This window comes from Anoxybacillus sp. LAT27 (assembly GCF_022030075.1).
Lineage (GTDB): Bacteria > Bacillota > Bacilli > Bacillales > Anoxybacillaceae > Anoxybacillus > Anoxybacillus kestanbolensis.
Map to the genome: position 1 here is coordinate 1 of NZ_JAIWYK010000202.1, position 262 is coordinate 262.

Sequence of the window (262 nt, forward strand, 5' to 3'; positions counted from 1 at the left end):
GCTTTTGGAGCAGGCCAGAGAAGCGAAACAACGGTATGAAGCAGTGTTAAAAGAGACGCGTTCCTCGCTTTTGGCGCGGCTGAACACCGTCTTCTTCCAAGAGTCGTCCAACTTGACCGAATACCGGGCGACGTTCGAGCGGCTGGCGGAACAAAAGGAGTCCGAATGGATCGCCGCCGCCCCAGACGACGAGATGGCGATGAAAGCGGCCGATTGGCGGGAAAAACAAGAACGGCACGTCATTTATCTCGACTACAAAGGC

1 protein-coding gene is annotated in these 262 nt (G+C 55.7%); it reads left to right on the forward strand.

Features of this window, described 5'->3' with window-relative positions; genetic code table 11:
- A partial coding sequence (locus tag LD028_RS09130) for a hypothetical protein (RefSeq protein WP_237811629.1) occupies window positions 1-262 on the forward strand: 262 nt, incomplete at both ends.